Raw genomic sequence first — 21,972 nt, 5'->3', positions numbered from 1 at the left:
AGAAAATTATGAGACAAAGTTTACAAACTGCTTTTTCTTGTTCTTCATTCCTTCTCTCTTACCCGGAACTTGGGTGGAGAGAAGCTTTAACTGAATTACTAGAAGAGATTGAAGCGATTGAACAAGAAGACGTTAAAGCATCACTTACAACATTTATAAAACAAGCACTACATAAAACGAACGATCAACTTATTGATAGTTACGTATATACATTTGATTTTGGTAAGAAGACAAATATGTATTTAACGTATATGAACACCGGTGAACAAAGAGAAAGAGGTATTGAATTACTAGAGTTAAAACAGCACTATAAAAAATCTGGTTTTGAAGTAACAGATAAAGAACTACCTGATTACTTACCGCTATTACTCGAGTTTTTTGCAAATGCAAATGAGCAAGACAGTGAACCAATTATGAGTAAATACAAGGAGAATATACAAGCATTACACGTTCAGTTAAAAGAAGCAGATAGTATGTATGAACCAATTCTTTCGGCTGTTTTACTTGCTATCGATACATGGGGTGTACAGACAAATTAGAAAGGAGAGTTGTCAAAATGATGGATCAATTTCTATGGGTATTGTTTCCCTATATCATTTTTGCAATCTTTATCGGTGGACATATTTTCAGATACAACTATGATCAATTTGGTTGGACATCAAAATCTAGTGAACTATTAGAAAAGAAAATGCTCCGAATCGGAAGTATATTATTCCACTTTGGGATTATGTTCGTAATTGGCGGGCATGTTATGGGGATTTTAATTCCAGAAGCTGTATACCGTTCCATAGGTATTTCTGAGCATATGTATCATGTAGTAGCAATTAGTTTTGGGCTTCCAGCAGGGGTTGCTTCAATCATCGGTTTAATTATATTAACATACCGCCGCGTAACGGTAAAACGTATCATTGCAACGAGTACAAAGGGAGATTATATTGCGCTTATTCTATTACTTATCGTAATGCTAGCAGGACTTTCTTCAACGTTTTTAAATATCGACTCAAAAGGATTTGATTATCGTACAACGATCGGTCCATGGTTCCGAAGCCTCTTCGTTTTTCAACCGAAAGTTGATTATATGAAGGAAGTACCTGTATGGTTTAAAATTCATATTCTTGCGGGAATGGGGCTTTTCGCAGTATGGCCATTTACTAGACTGGTACACGTATTTAGTGCCCCAATTAAATATGTAAGCCGTAGCTATGTAATTTACAGAAGACGTATTCCAAATGAATTGAAAAAATAAATTAGTTTTATATGTTTCGTAATTTATAAGGAAAGCCGAGATCTAATTGGAGACCTCGGCTTTCCTTATAGGTATAAGTACCTAAATAAGACGCTAATCAATACTACAAACAGAAGCAGAACAATCTTCACAAGCAATTTCACATTTTAAAAATTGTAAATCGTGTATTGTAATCTTTCCTTTATGAATAGAAATTGTACCTTGCTTTTTTAATTCATTTAACATTCGATTTACACTTTCACGTGAAGTTGCACAGAAATTAGCAAGTTCTTGATTCGTTAACAGTAAATCGATGAGAATACCATTTTCCTTTAAAACACCATAACTATTTGTCATTCGTATGAGAGTAGAATATAAGGCACCTTTTTTGCCGTGTAATACTAAATCTCGGAACTTCGTTTGCATTCTTCTTAAATGTTCACTAATCCATTTCATAAATTCAAATACAAGAGCTGGTTTTTGGAGTAATTCTTTTTCTAACGCTTCACGCTTTATAACGCCTACTTCAACATCTTCAAGGCATTTTGAATTTAATAAATACTTCGCATTATCCGTGAACAATGTTAATTCTCCAATAATGTCGTATGCCGAACAAATTCGAAGTGTTAGTTCTTGTCCGTCAGCACTAAGTTTACTAATTTGTACTTTTCCTGAGTGGATGATATAGAGTTCGGTTGCCTCCATACCTTCTTGAAAAATAAAACTACCTTTTTTTATCTGCATTTTATATTCAACAGATGCAAGTAATTCTTTTAAATCTTGAGATAATGTCATACTGTTTGCCACAGCAATCACCTTTCTTCTTATAAGCAATACATTTCCTATTTTGAGTGTAAATATGATGAAAATGCAAGAGCTATTTTAAAAATAATGTAAAATTTCAATGACCGTAAGGAGTATGGCCTGAAGATGTGAACAAAATGCGAACGGATTTGTGAAAAGTTTTTGAATGGGGAAAGTGATGTGAGAAAAGTCACATTGAATATGTAGCTTCTTTTTTATAATAAAGGCAAATAAAAAAATGAAAGCTTACTAAGGATTGCAGCAGAAAAGAAGGGATATAGATGCACGAGAACATGAAAGATTCTTTAAAGCGACCACTTCAAGATTTACGCATTTCAGTTATTGATCGTTGTAATTTTAGGTGCACATATTGTATGCCTGCTGAAGTGTTCGGACCTGATTATGCTTTTTTACAGGAAGAGTGTTTATTAACGTTTGATGAAATAGAAAGGTTAGCGAGATTATTTATAAGTATGGGAGTTAATAAAATTAGGCTTACTGGCGGTGAACCTTTATTGCGTAAAGACTTACCGAAGTTAATTGGAAGACTTGCAAAGCTAGAAGGCTTAAAAGATATTGGGCTCACAACAAACGGAATTCATTTAGCAAAACAAGCTAAGGCGCTAAAAGAAGCAGGATTAAAGCGTGTAAATATTAGTTTAGATGCAATAGAGGATCATGTCTTCCAAAAAATTAATGGAAGACATGTAAGTACGAAACCTGTACTGAAAGGAATTGAAGCAGCGAAGGAAGCTGGATTAGAAGTAAAGGTAAATATGGTCGTAAAAAAAGGGATGAATGATAGTAAAATTCTTCCTATGGCTCAGTATTTTAAAGAACAAGAAATACAGTTACGTTTCATTGAGTTTATGGATGTAGGCAGTACGAACGGATGGAACTTTGAACAAGTCGTTACGAAGGAACAATTAATAGAGAAAATTAATCGTGTATATCCAATTGAACCTGTTAAACCTCGTTACTTTGGAGAAGTTGCGAAATTGTATCGATATGTAGGAAGCGATGCCGAAGTTGGATTTATTACTTCAGTATCTGAGTCATTTTGTTCTTCTTGTACGAGAGCCCGTATTTCGGCAGACGGCAAGTTTTATACGTGCTTATTTGGAGAAAAAGGAACGGATTTACGATCGCTTCTTCGAGAAAATATTTCTGATGCATCACTATTAAAAATTTTACAACATACATGGCGATATAGAACAGATCGATATTCAGATGAAAGAACGGCGGAAAGTACAAATAAACGTCAAAAAGTTGAGATGTCTTACATTGGTGGATAGCGAAAGGAGGATTCCTTATGCAAGAGCGATATTCAAGACAAGTATTGTTTTCTGGAATAGGTGAAATGGGACAAAGGAAAATAAGGGAAAAGCATGTGCTCTTAATTGGTGCGGGGGCGCTAGGAGCTGCAAATGCAGAAGCGCTCGTTCGGATGGGAATTGGGAAATTGACAATTGCCGATCGTGACTATGTCGAATGGAGTAATTTACAACGGCAACAGTTATATACAGAAGAAGATGCAAAACAATGCAAACCAAAAGCAATTGCAGCGGCAGAACATGTAAGAAGGATTAATTCTGAGGTGGAAATTGTACCAGTTGTAACGGATGTCACAATGAAAGAAATGGAAGAGTTAACGAAAGAAGTGGATCTCATATTAGATGCGACTGACAACTTTGATACGCGTCTACTTATAAATGATATTTCACAAAAAGAAAATATACCTTGGATATACGGTGGATGCATTGGAAGTTACGGTGTAACGTACACAATTCTTCCAGGAAAAACACCATGTTTTCGCTGCTTAATGGATCATCCGATGGGCGGTGCAACATGTGATACAGCGGGAATTATTCAGCCAGCTGTACAGATGGTTGTTGCTCACCAAGTGACAGAAGCAATGAAAATATTGGTGGATGATTTCGAGACGCTACGAGGAACAATGTTATCATTTGATATTTGGAACAATCAATTTCTCTCATTAAAAGTAAATAAACAGAAAAAAAGTACATGTCCATCTTGCGGAAATACACGTACGTACCCAAGTTTAACATTTGAATCACAGGTGAAAACGGAGGTGCTATGCGGACGGAATACAGTTCAAATCCGTCCAGGAATAAAGAGAGCTCTAAATTTAAACGAAATTAAAAAAAGATTACAAAAAATTGTACATGTCCAAAAAACGCCGTACTTACTATCATTTCTAATTGATGAATATCGTTTCGTTTTATTTACAGACGGTAGGGCATTTGTTCATGGGACAAATGATGTGAAAATAGGAAAACGATTGTACGCAAAATATATAGGATGAACAGAAAGAAAGTTTCTCCTTATTAAAACGAGGTGAAAAAGAATGTTAGCAAAACGTATACCAATTCCAGTGGTGGAAGCAGTTGCACGAGTAATGAAATATGCTTATCAAGGTGAAACAGAAGAGGTTTCTCTTATAGAAAGTTACGGAAGAACGCTTGGAGAAGATGTTATTGCAGATCATGATGTCCCGCATTTTGATCGCTCTCCGTACGACGGATTTGCGATTAGAGCGGAAGATACAAAAGAAGCAAGTAGCAGTAATCCCATTCAGTTTGAAGTGATTGGTGAAATTGGAGCAGGGGTTGTTTTTACAGAAGAAGTGAAAGCATTTCAAGCTGTCCGTATTATGACAGGGGCCGCAATTCCGAGAGGGTGTAATGCGGTTGTTATGTTAGAACTAACGGAAGGATTTGAAAAAAACGAAAAGACTTATATGACATTAAAACGCTGTTTCGCAGCCGGTGATAACATTTCTTTTAAAGGTGAAGATGTAAAACAAAATACTATCCTTGTGAAAGAAGGGACTGTTATTAATCCTGGAGTTGCAGCACTTCTTGCTACGTTTGGTTATAGTTCCGTACATGTTGTAAAACGGCCGATTATTGGAATAGTAACGACGGGTAGCGAACTGCTTGAAGTACATGAACAATTAAAGCCAGGGGAGATTCGAAATAGTAACTCCTATATGATAGCAGCGCAAATTGAACGAGCGGGCGGAGTTGTACGGTATTATGGACAATTCGTTGACGATTTTGAGACGTGTTATAACAATGTAAAAAAGGCGATAAAAGAAGTTGATATTTTAATTACGACTGGTGGCGTTTCAGTAGGAGACTATGACTATTTGCCTGCTATTTATGAGAGATTACAAGCTAATGTACTTTTTAACAAAATAGCGATGCGACCAGGAAGTGTGACAACTGTAGCTGAGGTAGAAGGAAAACTACTATTTGGTTTATCTGGTAATCCTTCAGCTTGTTATGTCGGTTGTGAATTATATGTTAGACCAGTCATTGGAACATACTTGCATAGAAAAGATTCGCACGTATTTCGTGCAGAGGCAATTTTACAAAAAGACTTTCCGAAAGCAAATCCGTTTACTCGATTTGTAAGAGGGAGAGTAGAAATTGTAGATGGTCAATTGCAAGTTACACCAGTTGGTTTAGATAAATCTAGCGCAATTTCTTCACTTGCAGAAGCGAATGCATTTATTGTTTTGCCAGGGGGAACGAGAGGATTTAAAGCTGGAATTACTGTTTCGGTACTGTTATTAGAATTAACCAGCGGAAGTGAATGGCCATGGAAAGAATCGCTTCGTTCATACAAATAATAGAAAAATAGGTTGCTAATTTATACAAAGATAAGAGGTGCGAAATGACACATACGTATTATGAAGTAATTGATACACCTATATCAATTGAAGAAGTGACAAACAAAGTAATTCGGCGTGAGTGTGGTGCGATTACTACTTTTATTGGCACTGTTAGAGAATTTACGAAAGGCCGACGTACGCTTTATTTAGAGTATGTAGCTTATAAGACGATGGCGGAGAAACAGCTTGAGAGAATTGGTACCGAAGTAGGGGAGAAATGGCCTGGAACATATGTGGCAATTACACATCGCATTGGTACATTACAAATTTCTGATTTGGCTGTTGTCGTTGCTGTTGCTACACCGCATCGGAAAGCTGCTTATGAGGCGAATGAATATATTATGGAACGTATAAAACAAATTATTCCGATATGGAAAAAAGAGTTTTGGGAAGATAGTGAGTCGTGGATAGGCGATCAGTTAGAGAAAACAGCATATGGTAATGGCGAGCCTGGAAAGGAGATGAGAATTTGATTGAAGTACTATTATTTGCACATTTACAAGAAGAAGTAAGTAAGCCAGCATTACACATAGATTGTGAAAATATTACAGTCGCGAAGCTGAAGGAAGTTCTGATTAAGGAATATAATGTAGCAATTTCAAACGAGATTATGGTCGCGATAAATGAAGAATACGCAAATGAGGATGACATTATTCAAACTGGTGATGTCGTAGCAATGATTCCGCCAGTAAGTGGTGGTTGATTCTTTTCAGCCTAATCATGTAAGAACGTGATTAGGCTGGAGGGAATGAATATAACTACGTATACATAGGAGGGAACAGGATGAAAAGTCCTAATTTTCAATTAAGTTTACAAACTTCTAATCTAATTATCGGTTTTATGGTGTGGGTTATTTTATCATCATTGATGCCCTATATTAAAGTGGATATTCCATTAACTGCGGGACAAATTTCTATGGTAACAGCAGTACCCGTTATTTTAGGTTCTGTTCTTCGCATTCCAATTGGTTATTGGACCAATCGTTTCGGAGCAAGAAAATTATTCTTTATTAGTTTTATTCTATTATTATTTCCTGTTTTTTATATTAGTGTTGCCAATTCTATGATGGATTTAATTATTGGTGGATTATTTGTAGGAATCGGTGGTGCTGTATTCTCTGTAGGAGTAACTTCTTTACCAAAATACTTTCCAAAAGAGAGTCACGGTTTTGTAAATGGTATTTACGGTGTCGGTAACGCTGGAACAGCAATTACTTCATTTTTAGCGCCTGTTATCGCAACTTCAGTTGGCTGGAGAACGACAGTACAATGTTATTTAATTTTACTTGCAGCGTTTGCACTTATGAACTTTTTATTAGGTGATCGTAAAGAGAAAAAAGTGAATACACCACTAATGGAACAAATAAAAGGTGTATATAAAAATGAGAAACTTTGGTTTTTATGTATCTTTTACTTTTTAACTTTCGGATCATTTGTTGCATTTACAGTATATTTACCAAACTTTTTAGTATCTCATTTCGGATTAGAGAAAGTAGATGCAGGTATGCGGACAGCCGGATTCATCGTACTCGCAACAATTATGCGTCCGATTGGTGGTTGGCTGGGTGATAAGTTTAATCCATTTAAAATATTAATCTTCGTATTTATCGGTTTAACACTTTCAGGTATTCTTTTATCATTTATGCCAAGCATGAACGTATATACATTTGGTTGCCTATTAGTCGCATTTTGCGCAGGTATCGGTAATGGTACAATTTTCAAACTCGTTCCGATGTATTTCTCAGAACAAGCTGGTATTGTAAATGGACTCGTTTCAGCTTTAGGCGGACTCGGAGGATTCTTCCCGCCACTAATTTTAACATTACTGTTCCAACTAACAGGTCATTATGCAATTGGATTTATGGCATTATCAGAAGTCGCACTTGCTTGTTTAATCATTACAGTATGGATGTATAGTCAAGAAAAGCTGTTAGTGATGTTAAAGAATCATTAATAAAGAAAAAGAGCCGTCCCAAAGTATTTTGGGGTGGTTCTTTTCGTAATATAATAGGCTTCGCTATATTTTTTAGGACCAGATTCTTTAGTAAGGCTAATAGATATTGTGAAATAGTACACTTAAACTAAAAAATACAGTTTAGGTCGATAAGATAAAATTATACATTTCTATAAATAATCCATAATTTTCTTTATGGCTCATATTTGTTATGTTAAAGAAAAGAGAGGGGAGGGGAATGAAATAAGTGTTTTTTCTGATTATTGAGAACTAATGGTGTTTTCCGATGAATTAAATGTGATCCATAGGTAGTAAAGCGTTTAATCCAACTAAAATATATTTAGAATGAGGTTTTACATGTTTGTATTTATTATATTAGACGTAATATTACCGATATTAATATTGATGCTAATTGGTGCAATCTTACAAAGAAAGTTTCAATTTGACTTAAAGCAACTATCTACACTTATTACGTATTGCTTGATGCCTGCGGCTGTATTTGTGAATATATATGATATTCGTATAGAAATAGATTTGTTGCTCCAGATAATATACTATTTAATGCTTTACAGTCTAAGTCTGATCATAGTAAGTCATTTTATTTCAAAAATATTAAAGTTAGAAAAAGGGGAAAGTGCAGCTCTAAAAAATAGCATTTCGTTAATGAATTCCGGTAATTATGGATTACCAGTAAGTCAATTGATTTTTAGTCACAATCCAGTGGGGGTTTCCATTCAGATTTTCATTGTTATTTTCCAGAATCTTTTAACCTATTCATATGGAATATATAACTTACTATCAGCAATAAAAACAATCGGAGGTATTATTCAATCATTTCTAAGACTGCCTGTATTTCATGCGCTCGTATTAGGGATTCTCTTTCAATCTTTTACAATTCAATTACCTAATTCTATCTTGCTACCTCTTAATCAGCTTGCAAATGGTTTTGTTGCAATAGCACTCATATTGCTAGGGGCGCAATTATCCAACATTAAGCTTAAATTTTTCCATCGAGTCATAACATGGGCTTTAATTGGAAGGTTACTGATGGGACCATTAGTAGCACTTACCATGATCTACCTACTAAACATTGATGGTATTGTTGCACAATCATTATTTGTTGCAAGTTCTTTTCCTACTTCAAGAAATACAGCAACCATTGCTATGGAGTATCAAATAGAGCCTGAACTACATGCGCAAATCGTTTTATTTTCAACACTTTTTAGTATTGTTACAGTAACTGTCGTTATTTATTTGTCATATATTTTGTTTTGAATTTACATGCAAAAACGAATAGATTTGAGGTGGCGAGTGATGGAAGGGAATCGATATGAGAAAAAGCAGTCTTTCATATATTAGGTGTCGTTTACAATTGTATCGTGTCTGAGAATTAAGCGGCTTAATTCAAAAAAGGAAACTCATTAAGGTTTATTTCGTATACAAATCTTTAAAGCATTTACATATAGACTTGCGAAAAAAGACGCAATCTCGCTTATAATTAAGATTACATGAGCTTAGGATGATAGCGATGGGGCGGGAGTGTCAAGTAAGAATTTTATCTTTATTGATTTTATGAGGTTTTTCCTCATAATTGTATTTAAGGGAGATGATTCTAAAATGAGTAAACAGAATATTAGTACAACTATTTCAGGAGATTTGATTGTTACCCATCTAATTGGCCAGATTAAAACAGAGGATGTGTATGAATGGTTTAATGGCTTTGAGCAGGTTTGTCAGCAATTTATTTCTGAGGGGCGGAAATACAAATTGTTGGTGGATAGAAAAGGATACACGCCAAATCATTTTTCTGTTCAAAAAGTATGGAAAGAGAAGTTCTTCAATGAAACTATTTTGAATCATAGCAAGGCAATTGCATTTCTTCTTGAAGAAGGAGAGATACTGAAGTATTTGCAACAATCCAATACAAAAGAATCCGTAGAGTTTTTTGACGATTATGAACAAGCGCTAAATTGGTTGAATGAATATCCAATATAAAAACTGAATAGAAAGAGTTGCTCGTAATGTTGCACTTGTCATGAAATTTACTTGCTTACAAGTTGCAAACACCATTCATTTTCTTCGTAGATTGCTTATGGAATAAAAGAACGGAACTACAACAAAAAGAACAAACGTCCCCTAACAAACGTTTGTCCAAAGGTAATTACGATTTTAACTAAGAAATAGACTACAATTTATGTGTACGAGAAATCTTTTTTATAAGTTTAGGCAATATAGATGTTAGTTCTTGCTTCAAACGCTTCGTAAACGATGGATCTTTACCTGAAGTTGAAATCGTTACAACATATTCACCATTTCGGATGACACCCGGTGTGTGAAACGATGATTCTGTACCGTCACTTACAACGTTAACCCATTGAAAATCATGGGCGGCCTGTTTGACCATCATATTTACAGCATGTTGATTTGTAGCTGCATAAATAAGATGAGCATCTTTAATATCATCATTACTAAAAGTTTTTTGCTTCCAAGTAATATAAGGAAGTTCCTTCATTTCCTTGCAAATTTCTGGGCTGACAACGGTGACAAAAGCGCCTGTATCTTTTAATCCAGACGCTTTTCGATATGCGATTTTACCTCCACCAATGATAACGACCACTTTATTATGTAGATTAAACATAAGAGGGTACATGTTATACATACACATATTCCTCCATTCGTTCTAGTAATGTTAATTTCATATATGTATCAAACTGAAGACAGTTACAAGTTGTAACGTGATCGTATTTTTTTGTATGAAACTTAATTTTTTGAAGCAATAATCCGGTAAATAGAAGGTACGGCATGATATATACATGGGATGCAGTTGATGTTATTGTCTTTAGCTCAGCAGTAAAAGAGGGCGTTCCTTTCGTTAAAAAGGAGCACGATACTGGTATACTGAGTTTTTGTTCGACAGCTACTCCAATTTGCTGTAATTCATGTATGGGCTGGGGGTCACTACTACCTCTTCCTACGAGTAAAATACTACTATTTTGCATTGGCATAGCTTCACGTATTCTTTTCACTACAAGTTCAACCATATGCGGATGCGTACTAAAAGGTGGTACAACTGAAAATGTTATATATTGATATTGCTTTTGCATTTTTTCTATCTCAAAAGGAATATCACATTTATAGTGAGCTGCTGCAAATAATAAAACAGGTACAATCATTATTTCAGTTGCTCCCTCTAGTATCGTTTCTGTAACTGCATCCGAAATGGTAGGTGTCGTTAGTTCTAGAAAAGCTATTTTTTGAATGCTTTCGTTACGTTCTTTCATAACAGATTGAATAAAGTGAATGAATTGTTCGTTCCCTTCTTGCAAGCGACTACCGTGTCCAACATATACAATTCCTTTCATTGTCTTACCATGTCTTTCTGCATAAGAGTTTCTTGTAATTGATGATCAATGTTATGAAACCCGACTTTATTTGCATAGTGTAAAGTTGGAACGTCGGTATATGAGAATGGGAGAGTAACAATATCGATAAAGCCAAGACGTTTTACTTCTGCTAGAAACGTATCAATAGAAGCGCGTCCTTCAAATACAATGCTATCCCATAAGAATTCTGAAAGCATACGAGAATGGACTTCATCGAAACGATGATCAATTGTATACTTATGAGTCATCATATAGGAGCCGGCACCAATTTTCTCTTGAATAAATGCAATCCGATTAATATTTCTGCCTAAATAAACAGTTGTATCGGAAGAGAACTTTGCTTCTTTACTTAGTAGGCCATATTGCATAAGTTTTTCTTGAGTGGCAACGTTCATGTGTTGCAGCTCTGCCTGTAAGGAACGAATATCTTTCTGGTATTTACTACATGATTGCATCAAAATTTCTACACTTTCAGCTGAACAAAAAACAAGGCGATCAACGTTAAAAATTTCATTGATTTGTTCAAGGGTTAATGTATATTCTTCCTTTTTGAAAGTTGGAATTTGATATATTTCTGCACCAGCTTCTTGTAACCTTTGCTTCATTACACTTGTTTTATTTGTTGCGGATGTAAATAAAACTTTTTTACCATGTAATGGTTTACGTTCTTTCCAAGCGATTTGATTACGTAAGGAAACGACATCACCAACAATTGTCATAGAAGGGTTAGAAATATTTTCATTTTTGACGATAGAAACAATGGTAGATAGTGTCCCTGTGACAACGCGCTGTTTACCAGTTGTACCCCATTCAATGACTGCTACTGGTGTATCTTCTTTCTTTCCTGCTTGTCGTAAGTTTTCGCAAATTGTAGGTAAGTTTTTTATACCCATGTAGTAGGCAATCGTATCGCTATTGTGAGATGAATTATATTTTCCATGATCGGTTAAAGGACCTTTTGCATGTCCGGTTAGTAAAGTAACGCTATTACTGTAGTTACGGTGGGTAAGGGGGATACCTGCATAGCTACTAGCGGCGATGCTAGATGTAATGCCTGGTACAATTTCATATGGAATATTTGCTGCTGCTAAAGTTTCTGCTTCTTCACCAACACGGCCAAAAATAGATGGATCTCCGCCTTTTAATCGGACAACAATTTTTCCCTCTTTTGCAAATTGAAGAAGGTGTGCGTTAATCATTTCTTGTCGCATAATATGATTCTTTGGCATTTTTCCGCAATACATAAGTTCACATGTTTGTTTTGTATAGCTAAGAAAGAAAGGGTTTAGTAAACGGTCATATAAAACAATATCTGCACGTTTTAAACACTCTATCGCTTTCTTTGTAATAAGCCCTTCATCACCTGGTCCTGCACCAACTAAATATACATATCCGTTCATATAATTGCACCTCATCTAGTTTTATTTAAAAGGAAGCCAGGGGGGGAGGCTTCCTTTTGTAAATTACATATATATATAAATGTCACCATCAATGACTTCTACTTCGTACGTTTGAATACAACCGTCATCAGGTTTTTGAACTTCACCTGTTAGTAATGAAATCTTCCAATCATGCAGTGGACAAAAGACGAATTCACCAGATACAATTCCTTCGGCTAATGGTCCGTTTTTATGAGGACAACGATTTTCTACAGCTCGAATATCGCCATTTGAAAGGCGGAATAGGGCGATAGACATACCTTTCATTTGGACCTCTTTACCGATTTGAATAGGAAGATCTTCTGCACGCATAACTTTTAATTTATCTTTCGTTTGTATCATATAGATCACAGCTCCTTATTTCACAGTTTCTACTTCATACATCGCTTTTAATGATTTCGTTTCTAGTGCTTGTCCCCAAGCTTCTTTATATGTGCCACGGGCCGTTTGGAAACGTTCATTTAACTTAGTGACCATATTTGCATCTTGCAGTATTTCTTTTATGTGATCGAAGCCTAATCGTTCTGTCCAGTAGGCAGTACGCTCTCCGTAAATACCAGTTTCACGATAATATTGCATGTAAGCTGTAGCGATGTGAAGAACATCATCTTCAGTAGGGACAATCATTACAAAATCAGCTTCACGTACTTCTGTACCACCATTTCCACCAATATAAAGTTGGTATCCATTTTCGACACAAACAACGCCAAAATCTTTCGTAAGTACTTCCGCACAGTTACGCGGACAGCCCGTTACACCCATCTTCATTTTATGAGGTGTATCTACCATTTCTAATGATTGTTCAAGGAGCATACCAAGTCCTAATGAATCTTTCGTACCGAAACGGCAGAAACGAGAGCCAACACATGATTTTACATTACGAAGAGATTTTGAATACGCATATCCAGAAGTCATATTTAAGTCAGCCCATACGTTAGGTAAATCTTGTTTCTTAACACCGTATAAGCCAATTCGACTTGCACCGGTAATTTTCACAAGTGGAACATCATACTTTTTCGCAACTTCAGCAATTTTCATTAAATCATCTGCTGTTGTAACGCCTCCGTACATACGTGGAATAACAGAGAATGTACCATCGTGCTGGATGTTACCATTCATTCTTTCATTAACGAAACGGGAGGCTTTATCATCTTCATATTCTTCTGGAATCGCCATACGTAAATAGTAGTTCAAAGCAGGACGACATTTTGAACAGCCATCTTCATGTACAAAACCAAGAACATTTCGTACTTCTTTTGGTGATTTTAAGCCTTTTTCATGAATTGCCGCTACGACTTCATCACGTGATAAAGGTGTACATCCGCACATACCAGCAGACTGGGCTGAGGCATCAAAAGCATCTCCGAGTGTATGAGATAAAACTTGTTCTACAAGCGGACGACATTTACCACAAGACCCTGCGGCTTTCGTACAGCCTTTAACTTCTTCAAAAGTCGTTAACTCTTGTTCTAAAATGGCATGAACGATTGTTCCTTTCGTAACACCATTACATCCACAAATCGTGTCATCTGCACTCATTGTAGCAACATCAAGTTCACTTTCTTCACCAGCTTTGTGAAGAATGGACGCTGGTGTATATTCTTGTATATCTTCTTCTTTCTTTAACATGCTAAAGAGGCGTGTACCATCAGCTGTGTCACCATATAAAACGATACCAACGACTTTATTGTCACGAATTAATACTTTTTTATAGGAACGTTTGCATTCATTAAAGATGGATATTGCTTTCGTTTGATCATCTTCATAAATTTGGCCTGCAGAGAATAAATCACAACCAGCAACTTTTAATTGCGTACCGACGATACTGCCCGAATATCCATCAGTTTGTAAATTTGTTATATGTTTCGCTAATATTGCACCTTGTTCATAAAGAGGGGCAACAAGTCCATATGCGATACCGTCATGTTCTGCACATTCGCCAACTGCATAAATGGACTCATCATTTGTTAGCATATAGTCATTGACTACAATGCCGCGATTGACAATTAAACCAGCATCTCTTGCTATTTGCGTATTTGGTCGGATACCGACAGCCATTACGATTAAATCACAATCTACAACTTCACCATCTTCAAATTGAATGCCCTCAACATGGTTTGTACCAAGAATTTTTACAGTTTTCTTTTCCATTAAAAACTTCATGCCTTGTGCTTCTAAATCTTCACGCAGTAGAGAAGCTGCTTTCGTATCTAGTTGTTGCTCCATTAAGCTAGGCATTAAATGAACAACATGTACGTCCATTCCTAAGTCAATAAGACCTCTTGCTGCTTCTAAACCAAGTAATCCACCACCAATGACAACGGCCTTTTTCTTTTCTTTAGCAGTATCCATCATAAACTGTGTATCTTCAATAGTTCGAAAACCTGTTACACCAGGAAGAGTGGAACCTTCAACCGGTAAAATAAAAGCACTAGAACCTGTTGCAATAATAAGCTTGTCATATGTAAGAGTACGATTCTTTTCTGTAATAATAACTTTTTCTTCTCGGTCAATACTTTGAACTCTTTCATTTGTATACAAAGTTATTTCGTTTTCTTCATACCAACTGTATTCATTCATAATGATATCTTGTATATTTGTTTTACCTTGTAAAACATGAGAGAGCATAATGCGATTATAGTTTGGGTGTGGTTCATCTCCAAAAATAGTAATCTCATATGAATCACAATCATGTTTTAATATTTCTTCCATACAACGTATGCCAGCCATACCATTTCCGATCATAACTAAACGTTTTTTCATTTTCGTTTCCCCTTTTTATGTGAAATGTTGAACAAAGGATTATATTTTTATTATAGAAAATCAAGAAAGGGGGAGATGTGATATTTATCACATTTTTATAATGATTCACAAATTGTTAAAATTCTGATTTATGTGAGGGTGATGTGGATAGGTTTCGCAAAATGAAAAAGCAGGACATCAGTATGTATACTCATGTCCTGCACTTTATTTACGCTCTCGTAATGGCACGTGGAAATAAAATATTATTTTCTACATGAATGTGCTCAAATAAATCAGACTCTAACGCTTCAAGGCGATTGTAAACAAGTCGATAAGTGCCGCAAGCTCCTTCTGGAGGAGTAAAGTCATGTGTAACTTTACGAAGCTCTTTAATAATGTTGCCAGCGTGGTTATGTTCATTTTCTAGTTCATCTACTACTTTACGTAACTTTGCATAGTTTTCATCAGTTGGATTTTTTTCAAATTCTAAAATTAATGGGAAATCTTCTGTTTCTTCTTTAATTAAATGCTGTTCTAATTCCATTTTAAGTTCATGAAATAGCTTATGAATTTTAGCTAAATGCGGCTGATTTGCTCCATGAACACGTAATACTTTCGTCACATAAGGACTTAACTGTGGTAACTCTTCATTTAAATAACGATGATGCTTATGAATTACATAATCAATCAATTCACGATAAGAAGCATTTTTCCAATCAATTTCAGATTCATTTAATCGTTTCGTATTATGATAAAGCGTATTTAACTCTGTAATTACTTCAGTAGCTGATAAATTTCTTTCATGAATTGCATCAATAAGTGGCTTATTACCGCCACAACAAAAATCTATTCTATAGGATTTAAAAAGATCACTAGCTTTCGGAAACTGTGTAACAATCTCACCGACAATAGAAGTTTCAGTAAATGTATGTTCCATATGAATGCCTCCATAAAGTTTAAATGTAATATCTAAATTAAGAATAGCGATAAATGAAAAACAACGTGGTGATTGAAATCACTTATTATGTGTCTGATTTGAGAATAATAGGATTATTCTTCAACAGAGGACATTATAGAAAAGATGGCGAAGAATTTTGGGATAGGAAGTATATCTTTTATAGGAGGTTTTTATGGAATATGTTTATCATATGGTACCAGAAGAACTAAAAGGAGAATATTTAATCCCATTAAATGAATTGAAAAGGGTATATCCAAATTTATATCGTGAGTATATACAAAAATATAAAGATCATACTCAAAGAGAGAACTTATTAATACGTAAAATACCAAAACTAGAATGTTTATGGAATGATGTCGTGCATTTTTTACCACTGCATCCTTATGAGATTTATAAAGTATTGTTGGAAATAGGAGTAAACATTCATACAAATAAATTGTTTTATAAAATTCCTATTAGCGCACTGAAGGGTCAGTGTATGGCAATATACAAGTACTCAAAGCACAATTGGGGTGGAGCAAATAGCGAATTAAAAGAATGTGAAATAGAATTCATCAATTTTAATGAATATAAAGAATTAAAGCAATTAAATACCTGCACCAAAGAATATTATAGAGATGAATACAAAAATGGTAGAAGATTTGGGATGTTTCACTTAATTCCACATGTTCTTGTCAAAGGGAAAGTGGAGGTGAAAAATATTGAAATCATTAATTGGAGTATTGCTCCAGTTAATGGTTAATAGTACAAGTATTTAAAAAATAAGATGCCATTTTGAATTGATATAGGGCTTAAAAGAATGGAAGAGTAATTAGATCTTATACGTAATAATAAAAAAGAAGCTTACTAGAAGCTTCTTTTTTATTGCTATTTTTCACATGCGACTCCATCGCCATCACGATCAAGATGTGAGGCATAACCTGGTTGTCCTTTATATAGGGGAGCTTTCCCAGCAGCTCTAACTGCGGCACAATTTTTGTAATATGCACTACTAGTATTTCCTGAAGCAGGTTGTGTTTGAGTTTGCTGTGTTTTTTGCTCTTCTTGTTGTTTACGAGCTTGTTCATCAGCCTGGCGTTTTTGTTCTTCTTGTTGTTTACGAGCCTGTTCATCAGCCTGGCGTTTTTGTTCTTCTTGTTGTTTACGAGCCTGTTCATCAGCCTGGCGTTTTTGTTCCTCTTGTTGTTTACGAGCTTGTTCATCAGCCTGGCGTTTTTGTTCTTCTTGTTGTTTACGAGCTTGTTCATCAGCCTGGCGTTTTTGTTCCTCTTGTTGTTTGCGAGTTTGTTCATCAGCAAGACGTTTTTGTTCTTCTTGTTGTTTACGAGCTTGTTCATCAGCCTGGCGTTTTTCATCCTCTTGCTTACGAGCTTGTTCCTCGGCTTGACGCTTCTCATCTTCTTGCTTTTGAGCTTTTTCGTCTGCTTCTTTTTTTTCTAGTTCTTTTTTGTCGCTATCTTTTTGTTCTGTAGTGTTAGAAGCAACTTTTTTACTAGTTGCTGTCGTTTTTTCAGAAGTAGGATTTGAAATACTTGATAACGCACCAAAAATAACAAATAAAATAGCAGTGATAATAAATTGTTTTTTTGCTACACCTGTCTTTTTAATTACAGATAAGATTGCTAGTACAAGGAAGAAAATAAATAAAATGAAACTTAAAATAGTAAAAAATTCGATGACTGGATGTTCTGAATTTGTTGAGCCAGTTACCATCAATATAATCGAAATCATAAAAAGAATAACAGTAGGACGACCATACTGTGTTGCTTTTCCATTTTTCTTGAAAAATGAAATAATACATAAGATTAAAAGAATAAAAGCAATAAAAAATAAAGCTGCACCAATATTACTCAAAATTGCCATTTTTATACCTCCATTTGTAAGATTTTCATTATTGATTATATAGGAACTTACTAGATATTACACGATTTATATAAATTTAGAAAATTAATATTTTTAATAGACTTATAAACATTTATTTTGTATATAAGGAAAAATAGATATATTTCCTATTACGTTTTTAAAGAGAATTCATAAAGTATAGTATATCGATTGAAAGGAGGAGATTTGAATGGAATTTCAATTGTTAGTGAATTGTGTGTTACAAGAAGGTAATGCTTACTTTCTAGTAACGAAGGTAGACGATGTAATTACTTTGAAAGTACCGATTACAGCGGGAGTAGCAGGTTTATTCTTAGCTTTCGGTGTACCAAGATGTTCTTAATTTAAATCTCTGCAGTAGAAAGAGGAGGACAAGCCTCTTTCTACTATTACATAATAATTTTATGTAAACTAAAATTATATTTTATTAATAGCACATTTAAAATGGACATGCATATACTATAATGTTTTTTAAGTTATGAAAATTAAAGAGGTGCTATTATATATGAAAAGAAGGACATTTGATATTCCAGTTACATTGCGAAGAGAGTGGTTTTTAATAGAATTAGCCCATTTAACGAAGAAATATGGAATTGAAATTGCAACTAGCAAGATGGAAGCTGCACCGTTTTTAAGAGATCAAGTTACGGAATCAAAAATAGGGTCAGGGCTCCAATACGATAAATATGATGATGAGTATATCATTGAAAATTAAAGGATAAGAGCAAAACAAATTTCTTTATAACAAAATATAAAATAAAGCAGATTCTAAATATGGAATCTGCTTTATTATGAAATACTTTTAGTCAGCTAACCTCTTTCTAGTGTTTTTCCTACATATTTCACTTGCGTTATTCCAAAAGATTCACGAAGAATGCGAGCATAATCTTTTAATTCTATTGGACGTTTATTTTTGGTGCCTTTAAAGGTTTCTGTATAATTTTTATTTGTTAATGATATGTGACCATAATTAGTTAATTTACAAGTGATAGCTCCTTTATTAAAAGGAGATTCTTTATGTTCTACAATGATTTTCTGGATATTATTAACCTTTTTCTCATCTATTGGATTTAAAGTGAAGGCATAGCCTATTTTCCATTCATCTGAAGGTTCAGATTGCAAGAAATTTGTAGATTCCCCGTTAGCTCCTTTTCTCATTTCTAAAATGTGTGTACCTTTTCGGGTAATTCGTTTGCGAATTCGATATTCACCCGTTTGAGAAGAGATGACTTTTCCGTTAAAAGGGACTGGATGTAAAGGTAGATGAGAGGCAAAACCGGCGTCTATAACATAATCTTTATTATTATGATGTAATATGATAATGACATGACCATCATCGGGTTTCCATTTATTATCATAAAGGTCATAAACAGTACCAGCTACTTTATATACTTGAAATCCACAATCCATTAAAAAGTAATACAATAAGGAGTTTAATTCATAACAAAGACCGCCTCGTTTTTGAATAAGTAACTTTTCTATTAAGTTATTTTTTGAGATGTTTTTAATAGTACCAGCCATAATATCGAGATTTTCATAGGGGAGAATCAATCCCATTTTTAAGAGAATTGCATCTAAATCATCAAATGTTATTTCTTTTGCAGGAATTTTTAATCGTTTAAAAAACTCCTTTTGTAAATCGGTCATCATAAAGCATTCTCCTTTCTTTTTACAGAATTTTCTTCTGCTCACCAATAGGTTAGTACTTCTAAAAGTTTAATTCAAGTCTGCGAAAATTATCATAATATATGTTTCTGGAAATATTAGTATCTATTCATAAAATTCAGTTTAATATTTAATGATAGGAAAGTCTTACAATATTAGCTTCTATTTTGTTTAGTTTGTATTTAATTAAATAAAAGCACATATATTCATTAACTTTTTTTATAACTAGCTGATAATAAAGTGTTTTTTTACTAAAGTTTTTTCAAGATTTGTATGCTTTATATAAACAATAATAATTGGGGGATATTAGATTCAGTAAAGTTAACAATTGTTGAGAAACTTTTTTGTAGCATTCACTCAAAAGGAAGAGATAGAAACAAAGAGAATAACGTGTGTTAAGGAAGAAGGGGGACTAGTAATCTCTTAAGAATAGGGACAGGGTCTTGTTTAAGTACAAAGATTATCTAGTATTAAGAGAGAAGATAAAAAATATTACAACGAGCACCTTCTTTCAAAAAATGTGGGGGGAGTAACATGCGATTGATGAGAAGATGTGTTGCCTTACTAATTGTATTTTTTATCATGGTTCCAATGATTAGCACAAATGTGCGAGCAGAAGTTGTAAAAGAGCTTAAAACAGGCTTTCCAGATCAAGAAGTCTTTACACCTGGAGAATGGTTTTTAGGTCAAAAACCTGCTAATTATGATGAAAGTAAGCCTCCAATTCTCTTTGTGCAAGGAAGGAATGGGAATGCTGATAGTTGGTATGGAAAGACAGTATATCACGATATGAATGATATGTATGACTATGCTTTGAAAGCAGGCTATCAAACAGTATTTATACAATTATATGATGCTGCTGGGAAAGGGTCAGCTAGTCAGTGGGATAACGGAAAATTGTTAGCACAAAAATTAGAAGAAATATATAATCATTTCGGTAAAAAAGTTAATATTGTAGCACATAGTAAAGGTGGTATCGATACACAAGCTGCATTAGTAGAATATGGGGCAAATCGATTTGTCGGAAATGTTATTACACTTGCGACGCCACATCATGGATCAAACTTAGCGGATTTATCATATAGTTGGTGGGCAGGATGGCTTGCTTCTATATTAGGTCAAAAAGATGATGGTACGTATTCATTACAAATGGGCGAAATGGCAAAATTTCGTTCAACGATTGATAATAATCCAGCAGCTAAATTAAACCGTTATTATACAGTTACTGGGACTAGCTGGGGCCCTGTATTTTCGGCGTTATCAATGGGTGGATTATATTTGTCATCATACGGTTCAAATGATGGACTAGTAAATGAGTGGAGTGCTAAGCTGCCGTATGGAACGCATTTATTTACAGATTCTAGATTTGATCATGATAATATACGAAAAGGATCTGCTGTGTTCTCACGAATTGAACCGTATTTACGTACAGCAAATGTACCGGTTCCAGCTTTAGTAGCATCCAGCACTAGTTCAAATGAAAATATAGAACAATTAAATACAACTTCAAATCAAAGCATTTTAGGAGGGGAATTGCCACAAAATCAGTGGATAGAGCAAACTGTTGCGGTTGATAAAAAGGCAGAAGGAATTGTTTCTATATTAACTGCTTCGTCGGATGTAGAAGTACAAATGATATCACCAAAAGGAAAAGTGTATACAAATAAGGATAGTGTTATAACTACTGGTGAAGATGAATCTTTCTTTGGTGGCGCGACAATTAAAACATTTAAATTTGATAAAATGGATGTAGGAGAATGGAAAGTTAAAATGATGGCGAAGCAGTCGAAAGATGCATATTTAGTTGTAAGCGATTACAAGAATAGCGCACCATTTGTTCTTCAAATGCCTACAAAAGTAAAAGCAAATAAATCTGAGTATAAACTGAAAAAATCACCTGTGGCACCTGAAATGAAAGGAAATCTTTCCATAACAGTAAGAGTCGTGAATAAAGAAGGGAAACTAGTCTCTGAATATAATGAATTACAAAATGTGAATAACAATACATTTACTGGTGCTTTGAAGGACATAAAGCAACCAGGAGTATATAACGTTACGATGGATATAAAAGGGATGAATAAAGAAGGACAACCATATAATCGTACAATCGTTAAGTCGGTTTATGTGGAGAAATAAGAAAGAATGAGAAAAAAGTACCGAACTTTTGTAGTAGTAAAGTTCGGTGCTTTTTCATGTTTATTAGATTAACAAAAAGGTACAAA

General features: G+C 34.6%; 23 protein-coding genes. 14 read left to right on the top strand and 9 right to left on the bottom strand.

The genetic code is table 11. The features are described from left to right. Window positions 1-8: 8 nt before the first annotated feature. Together narJ and narI are read left to right on the top strand one after the other, a co-directional pair. Entirely contained in the window at window positions 9-539 is a 531-nt protein-coding gene (gene narJ, locus QCI47_RS17485) for a nitrate reductase molybdenum cofactor assembly chaperone (protein ID WP_001249920.1), read from the top strand. Window positions 540-556: 17 nt separating this feature from the next. Next, a complete protein-coding gene (gene narI, locus QCI47_RS17480) occupies window positions 557-1,246 on the top strand; it encodes a respiratory nitrate reductase subunit gamma (protein ID WP_000969201.1) in 690 nt (229 codons plus the stop codon). A gap of 93 nt (window positions 1,247-1,339) precedes the next feature. On the opposite strand, the gene QCI47_RS17475 is transcribed toward narI, so the two are convergent. After that, window positions 1,340-2,032, bottom strand: coding sequence for a Crp/Fnr family transcriptional regulator (locus tag QCI47_RS17475; RefSeq protein WP_353811894.1), 693 nt, complete (start codon window positions 2,030-2,032; stop codon window positions 1,340-1,342). 278 nt (window positions 2,033-2,310) lie between these two features. Here QCI47_RS17475 and moaA point away from each other — a divergent pair, with 278 nt between their 5' ends. From moaA to QCI47_RS17435, 8 genes are all read left to right on the top strand, one after another. Further along, window positions 2,311-3,324, top strand: coding sequence for a GTP 3',8-cyclase MoaA (gene moaA / locus QCI47_RS17470; protein WP_309422801.1), 1,014 nt, complete (start codon window positions 2,311-2,313; stop codon window positions 3,322-3,324). A gap of 17 nt (window positions 3,325-3,341) precedes the next feature. Further along, window positions 3,342-4,355, top strand: coding sequence for a molybdopterin-synthase adenylyltransferase MoeB (locus QCI47_RS17465; protein ID WP_061130737.1), 1,014 nt, complete (start codon window positions 3,342-3,344; stop codon window positions 4,353-4,355). A gap of 42 nt (window positions 4,356-4,397) precedes the next feature. After that, window positions 4,398-5,687, top strand: coding sequence for a molybdopterin molybdotransferase MoeA (gene moeA, locus QCI47_RS17460; protein WP_309422802.1), 1,290 nt, complete (start codon window positions 4,398-4,400; stop codon window positions 5,685-5,687). Between the two features lie 44 nt (window positions 5,688-5,731). After that, a complete protein-coding gene (locus QCI47_RS17455) occupies window positions 5,732-6,202 on the top strand; it encodes a molybdenum cofactor biosynthesis protein MoaE (RefSeq protein ID WP_000149956.1) in 471 nt (156 codons plus the stop codon). Further along, complete coding sequence (moaD, locus tag QCI47_RS17450) at window positions 6,199-6,432, top strand: molybdopterin converting factor subunit 1 (protein ID WP_000573674.1); 234 nt, start codon at window positions 6,199-6,201, stop codon at window positions 6,430-6,432. Before QCI47_RS17455 ends, moaD begins: the two co-directional genes overlap by 4 nt. 80 nt (window positions 6,433-6,512) lie before the next feature. Further along, window positions 6,513-7,682 (top strand): nitrate transporter NarK, encoded by a 1,170-nt coding sequence (gene narK, locus QCI47_RS17445; RefSeq protein ID WP_353811893.1) that lies wholly within the window; start codon window positions 6,513-6,515, stop codon window positions 7,680-7,682. A 357-nt stretch (window positions 7,683-8,039) separates the two neighbouring features. Beyond that, window positions 8,040-8,957: an AEC family transporter gene (locus tag QCI47_RS17440; RefSeq protein ID WP_309422803.1), complete on the top strand. Its 918-nt coding sequence runs from the start codon at window positions 8,040-8,042 to the stop codon at window positions 8,955-8,957. Between the two features lie 297 nt (window positions 8,958-9,254). Beyond that, the gene (locus tag QCI47_RS17435) at window positions 9,255-9,677 is read left to right on the top strand and encodes an STAS/SEC14 domain-containing protein (RefSeq protein WP_073535995.1); all 423 of its coding nucleotides are present in this window, start codon (window positions 9,255-9,257) and stop codon (window positions 9,675-9,677) included. A gap of 190 nt (window positions 9,678-9,867) precedes the next feature. Here the strand turns inward: QCI47_RS17435 and QCI47_RS17430 are convergent, their stop codons facing one another. The 6 genes from QCI47_RS17430 to ric all read right to left on the bottom strand — a co-directional run bounded on the left by QCI47_RS17430 (window position 9,868) and on the right by ric (window position 16,183). Then, a complete protein-coding gene (locus QCI47_RS17430) occupies window positions 9,868-10,341 on the bottom strand; it encodes a precorrin-2 dehydrogenase (RefSeq protein WP_309422804.1) in 474 nt (157 codons plus the stop codon). Beyond that, window positions 10,334-11,044 carry a sirohydrochlorin chelatase gene (locus tag QCI47_RS17425; protein WP_309422805.1) on the bottom strand — a complete coding sequence of 237 codons (711 nt, stop codon included), beginning with the start codon at window positions 11,042-11,044 and terminating at the stop codon, window positions 10,334-10,336. The genes QCI47_RS17430 and QCI47_RS17425 overlap by 8 nt, the downstream gene beginning before the upstream one ends. Next, on the bottom strand, window positions 11,041-12,465 hold the full coding sequence (locus tag QCI47_RS17420) for a uroporphyrin-III C-methyltransferase (RefSeq protein ID WP_001014949.1): 1,425 nt from the start codon (window positions 12,463-12,465) through the stop codon (window positions 11,041-11,043). Before QCI47_RS17420 ends, QCI47_RS17425 begins: the two co-directional genes overlap by 4 nt. A gap of 63 nt (window positions 12,466-12,528) precedes the next feature. Further along, window positions 12,529-12,846 (bottom strand): nitrite reductase small subunit NirD, encoded by a 318-nt coding sequence (nirD, locus tag QCI47_RS17415; protein WP_000616674.1) that lies wholly within the window; start codon window positions 12,844-12,846, stop codon window positions 12,529-12,531. Window positions 12,847-12,861: 15 nt separating this feature from the next. Further along, window positions 12,862-15,267, bottom strand: a complete 2,406-nt coding sequence (gene nirB, locus QCI47_RS17410; protein ID WP_000746898.1) for an NADPH-nitrite reductase large subunit — start codon at window positions 15,265-15,267, stop codon at window positions 12,862-12,864. Window positions 15,268-15,475: 208 nt separating this feature from the next. Continuing rightward, window positions 15,476-16,183 (bottom strand): iron-sulfur cluster repair di-iron protein, encoded by a 708-nt coding sequence (gene ric, locus QCI47_RS17405; protein ID WP_000401354.1) that lies wholly within the window; start codon window positions 16,181-16,183, stop codon window positions 15,476-15,478. A 193-nt stretch (window positions 16,184-16,376) separates the two neighbouring features. Between ric and QCI47_RS17400 the strand changes: the two genes are divergently transcribed. After that, the gene (locus QCI47_RS17400; RefSeq protein WP_309422806.1) at window positions 16,377-16,946 is read left to right on the top strand and encodes a group-specific protein; all 570 of its coding nucleotides are present in this window, start codon (window positions 16,377-16,379) and stop codon (window positions 16,944-16,946) included. 125 nt (window positions 16,947-17,071) lie between these two features. Here the strand turns inward: QCI47_RS17400 and QCI47_RS17395 are convergent, their stop codons facing one another. Beyond that, window positions 17,072-18,067, bottom strand: a complete 996-nt coding sequence (locus tag QCI47_RS17395; RefSeq protein WP_000996473.1) for an excalibur calcium-binding domain-containing protein — start codon at window positions 18,065-18,067, stop codon at window positions 17,072-17,074. A 208-nt stretch (window positions 18,068-18,275) separates the two neighbouring features. On the opposite strand from QCI47_RS17395, the gene exsG reads away from it, so the two are divergent. Then, the gene (gene exsG, locus QCI47_RS17390) at window positions 18,276-18,428 is read left to right on the top strand and encodes an exosporium protein ExsG (protein ID WP_000395675.1); all 153 of its coding nucleotides are present in this window, start codon (window positions 18,276-18,278) and stop codon (window positions 18,426-18,428) included. 162 nt (window positions 18,429-18,590) lie between these two features. Then, window positions 18,591-18,800 (top strand): hypothetical protein, encoded by a 210-nt coding sequence (locus QCI47_RS17385; RefSeq protein ID WP_000830253.1) that lies wholly within the window; start codon window positions 18,591-18,593, stop codon window positions 18,798-18,800. Window positions 18,801-18,895: 95 nt separating this feature from the next. On the opposite strand, the gene QCI47_RS17380 is transcribed toward QCI47_RS17385, so the two are convergent. Next, window positions 18,896-19,735 carry an arylamine N-acetyltransferase family protein gene (locus QCI47_RS17380; protein WP_000988051.1) on the bottom strand — a complete coding sequence of 280 codons (840 nt, stop codon included), beginning with the start codon at window positions 19,733-19,735 and terminating at the stop codon, window positions 18,896-18,898. Window positions 19,736-20,284: 549 nt separating this feature from the next. On the opposite strand from QCI47_RS17380, the gene QCI47_RS17375 reads away from it, so the two are divergent. Beyond that, window positions 20,285-21,886 carry a lipase family alpha/beta hydrolase gene (locus QCI47_RS17375; protein ID WP_001238724.1) on the top strand — a complete coding sequence of 534 codons (1,602 nt, stop codon included), beginning with the start codon at window positions 20,285-20,287 and terminating at the stop codon, window positions 21,884-21,886. The last annotated feature ends 86 nt before the right edge of the window (window positions 21,887-21,972 follow it).

The organism is Bacillus cereus group sp. RP29 (assembly GCF_040459765.1).
Classification (GTDB): domain Bacteria; phylum Bacillota; class Bacilli; order Bacillales; family Bacillaceae_G; genus Bacillus_A; species Bacillus_A paranthracis.
The sequence above is the reverse complement of the archived record's forward strand: the minus strand, read 5'-3'. Positions and strand labels throughout refer to the sequence as shown.